Origin of the sequence: Agarivorans sp. QJM3NY_25 (genome assembly GCF_050870875.2) — a bacterium.
Classification (GTDB): domain Bacteria; phylum Pseudomonadota; class Gammaproteobacteria; order Enterobacterales; family Celerinatantimonadaceae; genus Agarivorans.
Map to the genome: position 1 here is coordinate 3,855,089 of NZ_CP194041.2, position 11,951 is coordinate 3,867,039.

4 protein-coding genes are annotated in these 11,951 nt (G+C 48.2%); all 4 read left to right on the top strand.

Annotated elements, in window-relative coordinates; all coding sequences use genetic code 11:
• The first annotated feature begins 196 nt into the window (after positions 1-196).
• The 4 genes from ACRRSW_RS17610 (at position 197) to ACRRSW_RS17625 (ending at position 11,828) form a co-directional block, all read left to right on the top strand.
• Positions 197-1,831: an NAD(P)-binding protein gene (locus ACRRSW_RS17610; RefSeq protein ID WP_432460005.1), complete on the top strand. Its 1,635-nt coding sequence runs from the start codon at positions 197-199 to the stop codon at positions 1,829-1,831.
• Positions 1,828-5,379, top strand: coding sequence for a pyruvate:ferredoxin (flavodoxin) oxidoreductase (gene nifJ / locus ACRRSW_RS17615; RefSeq protein WP_432451943.1), 3,552 nt, complete (start codon positions 1,828-1,830; stop codon positions 5,377-5,379). The genes ACRRSW_RS17610 and nifJ overlap by 4 nt, the downstream gene beginning before the upstream one ends.
• 702 nt (positions 5,380-6,081) lie before the next feature.
• The gene (locus tag ACRRSW_RS17620) at positions 6,082-10,722 is read left to right on the top strand and encodes a transporter substrate-binding domain-containing protein (RefSeq protein ID WP_432460006.1); all 4,641 of its coding nucleotides are present in this window, start codon (positions 6,082-6,084) and stop codon (positions 10,720-10,722) included.
• Between the two features lie 11 nt (positions 10,723-10,733).
• The gene (locus tag ACRRSW_RS17625; protein WP_432451941.1) at positions 10,734-11,828 is read left to right on the top strand and encodes an HD-GYP domain-containing protein; all 1,095 of its coding nucleotides are present in this window, start codon (positions 10,734-10,736) and stop codon (positions 11,826-11,828) included.
• Positions 11,829-11,951: the final 123 nt, after the last annotated feature.

Sequence of the window (11,951 nt, forward strand, 5' to 3'; positions counted from 1 at the left end):
ATTTTGATCTAGATAGCTCTCATAAAATGCAGCGTATGCTAAATTTTTACTAATTTTGATTTCTTAAGATTTAGCGTCGGCAGTGAATCACCTGCCTTCATAACACCGTGCCATAGCATCGTTAGCGACTAACGAATGGCAAGCTATTGCCTATTCTTAGCGCGGCAAGATGGTGCACTGAACTTAAGGAACCCTGATGAAAGCAAAATCTGTCGATTTATCAAGTCCTCCCGACCTTACCTTGAGCCATGGCACAGGTGCCGTCGCAAAACGAAAACCAATTTATCAATCGCTGCTGCCACCTTGTAATGCTGCCTGTCCGGCGGGAGAAAATATCCAAGCTTGGCTATCACTAGCTCAACAAGGTGATATACAACAAGCTTGGCAGGTATTGATGAACGACAATCCTTTCCCAGCGATCCATGGCCGAGTTTGCTACCATCCCTGTGAAGCAGCCTGTAATCGCAATGAGGTGGATCAAGCCGTCTCGGTACACGCCATCGAGCGTTACTTAGGCGATGTCGCCTTAGCCGAAGGCTGGCTACCAGAATACAATGCCACGCCGAGTGGCAAAAAAATCTTGATTGTGGGGGCTGGTCCCAGCGGCTTAGCCGCCGCCTACCACCTAGCTCGTTTAGGACACAGCGTAGAAATACGCGATGCCGGCAACAGCGCTGGCGGCATGCTACGCTTTGGCATTCCGGCCTATCGCTTACCGAGAAATATATTGGATGGTGAGATCTACCGCTTACTTAGAATGGGGGTAAAAATCACTCTCAACCACCGGGTCGACGATCTAAAACAGGAGCGAGAACAAGGTGGGTTTGCCGCCGCCTTTGTTGCCATTGGCGCTCACATCAGCAAGAAAACTGAGATCCCAGCCCAAGAGGCGAGCAAAATCATCGATGCCGTCAGTTACTTAGAAGCTATCGAACAGGGCCAAAAACTCAATCTCGGTCGTAGAGTCGCCATCTACGGAGGAGGTAATACCGCCATGGATGCAGCCCGCAGTGCCAAACGCCTTGGCGCCGAGCCAATGATCATCTATCGCCGCGACATGGCGAATATGCCCGCCCACCAGTTTGAGGCCTATGAAGCGCTGGAAGAAGGAGTGCAAATCAATTGGTTACGCACCATCAAAGACTTCAGCGAACAACAACTCACCGTCGAGTTGATGGAATTAGACGAACAAGGTTACCCTCAACCCACCGGTAAGTTTGAAACACTTGCCGCCGATAGCCTGATCTTAGCCCTCGGACAAAACGTCGATACTCGCTTGCTCAGCCAGTTCGAACAGATCCGTTATCACGATGGAGTGGTGGAAGTAAATCAACACATGATGACCGGTGCCGAAGGTATTTTTGCCGGCGGTGATATGGTGCCTTCGCTACGCACTGTGACCATTGCCACAGGCCACGGCAAAAAGGCCGCCCATTGCATCGATACTTGGTTACAACAAACACAACTAACCACGCCCCCAAAAGCAAAAATTGCCACCTCCGAACAGCTTCACCTCTGGTATCAAACTGATGCCCCTGTCAATCCCAAAAATCAACTCTCCCCCGAACAACGGGTTGATGATTTTAGCGAAGTCACTCAAGGTTTAAGCGCTGAACAGGCTCAATTTGAAGCCCAACGCTGCTACTCCTGCGGCAATTGCTTTGAGTGTGACAGCTGCTATGGCGCTTGCCCACAACAAGCCATTAGTAAGCAAGGCGAAGGACAAGGTTATGCCATCGACTATCAACGTTGCACTGGTTGTCAAGCCTGTGTAAACCAATGTCCTTGTGGTGCGATGACCATGATCGATACGGTGGAGGAAAACCAATGAAACCACGCATGCTCACCCTCGACGGTAACGAAGCAGCGGCTCGAATCGCCTATTTATTTAGTGAAGTTTGTGCCATTTATCCCATCACCCCCTCTTCAACCATGGCTGAACTGGCCGATGAATGGGCCAATCAAGGAAAACCCAACCTATGGGGACAAATACCAGAAATCATTGAGATGCAAAGTGAAGGCGGTGCGGCTGGCGCGGTTCACGGCGCGCTGCAAGGCGGCGCTTTAGCCACCACCTTTACCGCTTCTCAGGGCTTGATGTTAATGCTCCCTAATATGTACAAAATTGCTGGAGAGCTAAGCCCAGCGGTATTTCATGTAGCCGCTCGCGCCTTGGCTGCTCAAGGATTATCGATTTTTGGCGACCATCAAGATGTAATGGCAGTGCGCGCCACAGGCTTTGCCCTGCTCGCATCGGCCTCGGTGCAAGAGGCGCAAGACATGGCTTTAGTGGCCCATCTCGCAAGCCTACGCTGCCGCATTCCCTTTGTGCATTTCTTCGATGGCTTTCGAACCTCCCACGAAGTCAATAAAATTGCCGCTCTGGACGCCACGCAAATTAAGCCGCTGGTCGACGATCACTGGGTGTGGCAACACCGCCAACGCGCGCTCTCACCAGAACGCCCAAAAATTAGAGGCACCGCTCAAAATCCCGACGTTTATTTTCAGGCTCGCGAGAGCGTCAATCCTTATTATCAACACGCCCCCAGCATCGTTGCCGATGTGATGCAGCAGGTCGCGAGCCTAAGCGGTAGACCTTATCGCCCCTTCGATTATCATGGTGCAGCAGACGCCAGCGATGTACTGGTGGTGATGGGCTCGGCGAGCATCACCGCACAACAAGTGGTCGCGCACCGCTGTCAACAAGGCGAAAAAGTTGGTGTGGTTACGGTACGGCTATACCGTCCCTTTAGCAGCGAACACTTTTTGGCGGTATTGCCAAATACGGTGCAAAGGATAGCAGTGCTTGATCGCACCAAAGAGCCCGGCTCACAAGCCGAACCATTACTACTGGATGTTCAATCGGTGATCCACGAACACCCCGAGCGCCTGCATATTAAGGTCTGTGGTGGGCGCTATGGCCTATCCAGCAAAGAATTCACCCCAGCCATGGCCGATGCGGTCTTTAAATCCCTACGCGCTTCGCCAGTTAAAACTCGTTTTAGCGTTGGTATCAACGACGATTTGAGTCACCTCAGCCTAACAGTTGATAGCAAAATGACTTTGCCAGAAACCGGCGTCAGTAGCGCACTGTTCTATGGTTTAGGTTCCGATGGAACGGTTGGGGCCAATAAAAACACCATTAAAATCGTCGCCGAACGTCCGGGGTATTATGCGCAGGGTTACTTTGTTTATGATTCTAAAAAGTCTGGCTCAACCACGGTTTCGCATTTACGTTTTGCCCAACAACCGATAGATGCGCCCTATTTGCTGGAACACGCCGACCTAGTCGCGGTTCACCAACCGCAATTATTACGACAAATGGACTTAGTGAACAAAATCAAAGCACAAGGCTGTTTGTTGCTCAACAGCAGCTTGAATGACCAACAACTTTGGGACTCATTCACCGCAGATACTCAGCACTCTATTCTTGAGCAGCAAATCAAGGTATATGCGATTGATGCCACCGCGGTCGCCCTCGCTGGCGGCATGGGGCGCCGAATCAACACGATTATGCAGGCCTGTTTCTTTGCCTTAGCCAACATTCTGCCACTCGAGCAAGCCTTAAACGCCATGAAACAAGCCATTACCAAGAGCTATCAACGCAAGGGGGCTAAAGTTGTCGAGGCCAACCATGCCGTTGTCGATGCTAGTATCGCCGCGCTACGAACAGTGACTTTAGGCCAGGCAAATTCGGCACGACAACTGAGCCCCGCGCTCAGCCCGCCGGCTCCGGCCTTTATGCTACAGGTCACCGCCAAGATGATCCGTGGTTTAGGCGATCAAATTCCGGTATCGATGCTGCCCGATGATGGCACTTGGCCCAGCGGCTCCAGCCGTTATGAGAAACGTAACATTGCCGCCACACTGCCCAAATGGGACAGCGAGGCCTGCATTCAATGCGGAAACTGTGTCATCGTTTGCCCACATGCGGCGCTGCGCGCCCGTTTCTATCATCAAGCTTACTTAGCCCAGGCGCCCAGCAGTTTTGCGTCGGCAGCTCTGGCCGCCCGAGGCTTTCCCGATACCCACTATACTTTGCAGCTCTACGGGGATGATTGTACTGGTTGCGGATTATGTTTCGAGGCCTGTCCGGTGCGCGGCCCCGAACAACAGCGAGCGCTCACCATGCAGCCCAAACCGCAACAGCAACAACCGCTGCGTGAAGCGCTGGCTTTTTTCGAAAGTTTGCCAGTCAACGATCGCAGTCGTGTGGATTTTTCCACTGTGCATGGAGTGCAATTTCTTGAGCCGCTGTTTGAATTTTCCGGGGCCTGTAGTGGCTGCGGTGAAACACCTTATTTGAAACTGATTACCCAACTATTTGGCGATCGTATGTTAGTTGCCAATGCCACCGGCTGTTCATCTATTTATGGCGGTAATTTACCCACCACTCCTTGGTCAAAAAATGCCGAGGGCCAAGGACCCGCTTGGTCAAACTCGCTATTTGAAGACAATGCCGAGTTTGGTTTGGGTCTGCGACTCAGCGCCGATCAACAGCGACGCGAAGCCGAGAGACAACTACAGCAATGGCAACCCGCCTTCGATCCACAACTCATCGAAGCGGTACTCAACGCGCCTCAGCAGTTTGAATCACAACTCAGAGCACAACGTCAACGCCTGCAGCAACTAATGCAACAAATTAAAGGCCATGCTCACGCACAAACGCTCAGCTCGGTATTAGATTATCTGTTACGTCGCTCGGTATGGATAGTGGGGGGCGACGGCTGGGCCTACGACATTGGTTTTGGCGGCTTAGACCATGTATTGGCTTCCGGCCGAGACGTGAATATTTTAGTCATGGATACCGAAGTCTACTCCAATACCGGTGGCCAAATGAGTAAATCAACCCCGCTAGGCGCGGTGGCTAAATTTGCCGCCGGCGGAAAAACCATGGCCAAAAAAGATGTGGCCCTGCAAGCCATCGCCTATGGCAATGTTTATGTGGCAAGAGTCGCACTGGGCGCCGATCCTCAGCAAACGCTGTTGGCCTTACGTGAAGCCGAAGCCTATCCCGGCCCTTCACTAGTGATAGCCTATTCACATTGCATTGCCCACGGTATTGATATGCAAAAAGGTTTAGAGCAGCAACAAAATGCAGTCCTCAGTGGGCACTGGCCATTAATTCGCTATAACCCAGTGCTGCGCCAGCAGGGAGCGAACCCTTTTGCCCTAGACAGCTTACGCCCCAGCGTGCCCTTAAAACACTACCGAGAACAGGAGAATCGTTACCAGATCTTAGCCCAGAGCCAGCCCGAAGAGGCGCAACGTTTAATGGATATTGCCGAGCAGGTGGCGCGTCAAAAATGGGCCACCTACGAAGAAATGGCCCATCGAGATGCCAGCCATTTCCATCCCGATGCACGGCGTGAACTTTAAACAAAGCGGGAGAGGCGGCGCCAGCCATACTCTCCTTCGCTCCGATGCGCGCGTGAAAATCAAACAGATACACCTTAAACAAAGAGCGAAAGAACAGGCGCTGACGCGACAAAATTAACAGAACCGAACAGGACCTTTGACTTTGCAGGGCAAAACTTTAGCTGGGGATTCCCCCTGACATATCTCTTCCATCCCTGTCACCATTGATTACCTGCATAAGGGTGCCGCTGAGGCTCATAATCCCAAGTATTCGAATCAGCAAAACAAAGGAGCCTTTTCATATCCTAAACTTGTTCATTTCTAGCGAGCTTGGCCGACCGATGTTCAACAGACGACCCATCTCGCTCAATACAGAATGTTCTAGATAGCTATCGAGCTTACGCCACCGAGGTTTATGAAGTTTAACTAAAGTCCCCAAGATAGCGACGATTACTATGGGATTAAAAGCCTATAGTCTAATCTTTAATTAACTCGATAATGAATGTTAAAACAATGAGCTAGCCCTAAAATAAAACATATTACTTAAACGATAAATGATTATTATTTGTCACCGATATATCAAGTCGGTATATTAAATAAACAAAAGGAATTTTCATCTAGCCCATAAGATATACGCTCTTTTTAGCCCTAACAGATGACCCCATAGAGGGATAAATCGTGCGCAGCTAAATAACGATGACTTAGCAAATTAAGCGAGGATGCATGCAGAAAATAAAAGGCAAAAGTGTTTTTTGTTTGGTCGCAACTTGTCTCATTTGCTTACTTCTGATTGTTTCCCCCCAATCGACTTTCGCTCAAGTTGATGCGCAACAACCGCTCAAAATTGCTTATCGGATCGACAGTGCCCCCCTTCAATATCAAGACGAATCTGGTCAAGCCAGCGGCGTTCTGATCGATTTTTGGCGAGTATGGGCCGAGAAAAGCCAACAATCTATCCAGTTTATCGGAGGAAACAACAGTGAAACTCAACGCTGGTTAAATGAAGGAAAGGTGGATGCGATTGCAGGCCTGTTCAGCAGCGCCCAACGTGAAACCCAAATGGCATTTTCTAAGCCCTTATTACATAGCGCTTATTCCCTATACTACAACCCCAACTTAACTCAACTTGATACCAACCTCGATATCAACCAACGCTCCATCGGCGTGACTCAGGGTAGCTACCATCATCAATGGCTGCTAGAACATTACCCCAAGGCTGATATACATAGTTATTCCGGCTACAACCAGCTATTTGAAGCCGCAATCACTGGAGAGGTTGAGCTGTTCATCACCCAAGCTATCTATCTAAAAAAATACCTCAGTGATCATCCGGTGAGCGTTCGTTTTGAAGCCTTTACGTCGGTGCTGTATGACCGAGCCTACCGCGCAGCCGTAAAGCGCGATAATCAACAGCTGTTAGCTAAAATTAATCGCCACTTGGCAGATATATCCAATCAGGACAAAAATGCTATTTCTGCAAAATGGAGCGGTTTTCACTGGGAATATCTGCCCCCAAAATTAAATGCTATCAATAATGCCAAAGTTCAGCTCAACTTAACCCCGACAGAACAAGACTGGTTAGCGAAACATCCAGAGATCACCATTGGCGTTGATGGCAATTGGCCACCGGTAGACTTTACCAACCAACAAGGCATACATAGCGGAGTTCTCTCCGAATATTTAGAGCTTATCGAGAACCGTTTAGGGATCAGCTTAAAAGTGAAAAGCAATGCTCGTTTCAAAGACATGGTTCAGCAGTTAAGGAAAGGAGAAATTAAGCTCGGCACTACCATTGTACAAACCGCAGACCGAGAACAAGACTTATGGTTCACCCTCCCCTATTTCAGCGCAGTGAAAGTCATAGTCAGCAACAGCGAAGGCAAGCAATATAGTGACTTAGCTCAGCTCTCGGGGAAAACGCTAGCCATTGAAGATGGCTTCTTCCTTATCGATGTACTGCGTAAAAGTCATCCTGAGATCAACTTAAAAACCTACCCTTCCACCGCTGATGCCTTGAAGGCTCTCTCCTTTCAACAAGTTGATGCGTATGTGGGAAATCAAGCGGTCATCTCGTGGTTAAAACAAAACTTACAGCTCAGTAATATTTCCTTTAGCGGTGACCCTCAGCTGCCTTTCGCCTTACAACGCTTTGCGGTACATCAAGACCCACAATGGCAACCCTTGGTCGGCATTCTGAATAAAGCCTTAGCCAGTATCAGCGTTGCCGAACGCCAAGCCATACTCAGTCACTGGGTAAACAACCGCCAACAATTCATCAATGCCCTCCCTCTCAATCTAAGCAACCAACAAAATATTTGGCTAGAACAGCACCAACAATGGAACATTGGCGTAGACCCTAAATTTGCCCCCTTGAGCTTTGTGGATGAAAAAGGCTCCTTTGGCGGTATCTCTTCAGAAGTTCTGAATATCGTGACCAACATTATTGGCGTAAGCTATAAACTTTCTGAAACAAGTAGTTGGTCAAATACCTTACAAGCTCTCCAGCAAGCCGAGGTCGATATCGTCCCATCGGTTCCCTATGTCGAACAAAATCAACAAGACACAGCAGAAATGCTGTTCAGTAAGCCCTACCTAACTCGCCCCTATATGATATTTGTGCAGGACAACACCCAATTTGTGAGCAGTGTTGAAGATCTCGTCGGACATCGAGTGGGGGTGCTCAATCACCACAACTTAGAAAACCAACTACAGGTAGATTACCCACTACTCGAACAGTTTCCTTTCTCATCACCTCAACAAGCCTTGTTAAGCTTAAGTGCTGGCGAAATTGATGCCTACATCGGGATCCTGGACTCCACGTCCTTATCATTAACCGAGTTAGGCATCGCCGATATCAAGATAGCCGCACCCAGTCCCTACTCTTACCAAGCATCAATTGGCGTCCGTAAAGATTGGCCTGAATTAATCCCCATCCTCAATCAGGCTATCGACCGAATATCGGCACAACAAATGAAGCAGATCAAGAACCACTGGTTTTCAGTTGACTTTGAGCATCAAGCAAATAACTACTTAATTTGGCGAGCCATTCTAATCACTTGCATGATTGCACTGCCAATTATCATTGTGATTTTCATTTGGAATAGAAAACTTGCTATCGCCAAAGATAAATTAAAGCTGAGTAGTGAAAAGCTCGCACAAGCCAAACAAAGTGCAGAACAGGCCAATAACTTTAAAAGTCAGTTTTTAGCCAATATGTCTCATGAAATCCGGACCCCGATGAATGCTATCGTCGGCTTTACACATCTGATGCTCAGTAGCAAACTGGATGATACCCAGCAAGACTACGCCAAGAAAATAAAACGCGCGTCGCTCACCCTACTGGGCGTCATCAATGACATCTTAGATGTGTCTAAAGTCGAAGCTGGCAAGCTAGAAATAGAGCAAATCAAATTCCATTTAAGTGAAATTGTCTACAACCTATCAAATCTCTTGGCACCAAAAGCAATAGAGAAGAACATAGATATCTTCATGGATGTTGATCCGAAAGTGCCCGATATCCTGATTGGCGACCCTCTCAGGCTGGAACAGATCCTGATTAACCTGACTCAAAATGCCATAAAATTTACAGAGCAGGGACAAGTTGTGGTGAAGATCAAACTGCTCGAATCGGTGCCAAACCGGGTTACCCTTGAGTTTTCGGTCAATGACACCGGCATTGGGATCTCCGAAGACAACCTCAGTAAATTATTCCAGCCCTTTGCTCAGGCCGACGACAGCCTCACTCGAACCCATGGCGGTACCGGCCTGGGTTTAAGCATCAGCAAATTATTAGTCGAGCTGATGGGGGGAGAAATCCGCGCCACCAGCATTGAAAATCAAGGCAGTACTTTTAGCTTTCAGCTTAACTTAGCTTACTCCGAAGACAAACAATACGACCAACAGTTGCAAGCCGAACTCAGAGATATGCGAGTTTTGGTGGTCGACGACAACCAATTGGCCAGAGACATTAGCAGCGAAATATTACACTCCTTCTCATTTAGAGTTGATTGCGCGAGTAACGCTGCAACCGCCATCGATATGCTTGACCGACACAACAACATCGAACCGGAAGATCCCTATCGCTTGGTATTAATGGATTGGAAAATGCCACGAATGAATGGCATTGAAGCGAGTAAATACATCAAAGAAATGCCTCTTCGCATGATGCCCGCAATCATTTTAGTCACCGCCTATGGGCGTGAAGATGTGCTGCGGCAGGTAGAAAAAGAACAACTTGACGCCTTCTTAATTAAACCACTCAACGCTTCACTATTATTTGATTGCATCATGAAGCTATTTCATCAACAGCCAAGCAGTTCACTGGCAACTCAAGCGATGGTGCCCCACTTACTTGAGGGCAAGGTATTGTTAGTAGAAGATCACCCCATTAACCAAGAACTCGCCAAAGAAATGCTGACCCAAATGGGCCTACAAGCCAGCATTGCCAAGCATGGTCAACAAGCAATCGATATGCTGCAAGCTGAACCCTTCGATTTAGTCTTAATGGATATACAAATGCCAGTACTCGATGGCTTTGAAGCCACTCGAGCCATTCGCAAAAATAGCCGCTTCGCCACACTCCCGATTATTGCCATGACCGCTCATGCAATGAAAGAAGATCAGCAACGATGTTTCGAAGCAGGCATGAACGCTCACCTAGCGAAACCTATCGATCCCGAGCAATTATTCTCAGTACTAAGCCAATACCTTGCGCCTCAAGCGCAGCCAGATACTGAGCCAGCGCTGGTGATAAACGCTCCAGCCGAAGATCCATTACCAGTCATTGACGGCTTAGATAGCCAATGGGGGATCACCCGAGTCGGCGGCAATGCACAGCTTTACCAAAAACTACTGAGTGATTTTTATAGCAGGCATCACCAAGAATTAGAGACCCTTTCTCAAGCGTGTAGGCTACAACAATTTGACGATGTAAAACGCATTATTCACACCATTAGAGGGGTCGCTGGTAACCTTGGTGCCAAATCGCTTGAACAAGCAGCAACCGATTTTGAACCGCTCATCGCCCAAGCAGAGCAAGCTTTTGCCAGCCAACAATGGCAGGAGTTTCAGCACCAGTTTAAGCACTTGTTCGAACAACTTGCCAATAGTCTTGCACCACCCAGCTCAACCCCTGAAATCGTCAGTCAATCACCAACAACTGTGCTCAATACTAGCGCCGAAGCTCTATTAACGCCGCTTCGAGAATTACTAGAAGAAGGCAATCCACAGGCCAAGAAAACCATTACTGAATTTGAAAATAAGCTACCGCGTATACTCTATGATGAGCTCGTCAGACTGATCAACGAATTTGAGTTCGACAATGCCCTCACGGTGCTAGACGAACATATCAATAAAAAAGGATAGGTTACACCAGCATGCTTAAGCCAACAGAAAAAATACTGATTATTGATGACGAAACATTTTATATCGATGTGCTAGTGGAGTTACTCGCCCAGAAATTTGTGGTTTCGGTGGCTAAAAATGGCGAACAAGGTTTAGAGCGGATCAGACGTGGCTTCTTACCTGATCTCATCTTATTGGATGTATTAATGCCGGGATTGGATGGCTATCAGGTTTGCCAACAGCTCAAAGCCATGCCCGAAACCAAAGACATTCCGATTATTTTCTTAACCGTCAAAAGCGATGTGGAATCGGAAATTCATGGTTTCAACCTAGGAGCGGCCGACTACATCTCCAAGCCCTTTAGCCTGCCAATCGTGAGTGCTCGAGTGAACACCCATATGGTTTTAGCCAGAATGCACAAAACCTTACAACAGCAGAATTCACAGCTTGAAGAGCTGGTCAATCAAAGAACCAAAGAGATCTCGCGCACCCAAGATGTGGCGATTTATTGCATGGCCTCGGTCGCTGAAACCCGTGATAACGAAACCGGTAAACACCTGCGACGAACTCAGCATTACATCAAACTATTGGCAGAGTACTTAAGAGAGCAAGGATTCTATACCGCTCAGCTCGACAACGACTTCGTTGAACTATTATTTAAATCTGCACCGCTGCATGATATTGGTAAAGTCGGCGTGCCCGATGCAATTCTGCTTAAATCCGGGCCTCTCGATGCAACTGAATGGCAAGAAATGCAAAAACACTCAGAATATGGGCGCGATGCCATCTTAAAGGCCGAGAAAGAGTATGGACCGTCCAGTTTTTTAAGCATCGCCAAAGAGATTGCCTATAACCACCATGAAAAATGGGATGGTAGCGGTTACCCTCGGGGTTTATCGGGGGAGCAAATTCCGCTCTCGGCACGGCTAATGGCCATTGCCGACTGCTATGACGCACTGATCAATAAGCGCAGCTACAAACAAGCTTTTAGTTACCAAAGTGCCAAAGAGATCATCCTCCAGGGACGCGGTAGCCATTTTGAACCCGCTTTAGTCGATGCCTTTATCGCCTTAGAAGCGTCCTTTATAAAAATTGCCCAACAATTTGCCGAAGATGAAGACGAATAAATGTCCTTTGCGCCACTAAGTTTCAGGCAAACCAACATCACTCTGAGCAGTGAAACAACAAACAGGATGGTTCAGAGATAGTTTTCAAGAACTCAGCCCCCATTGCTAAGTAAAAAACAACCG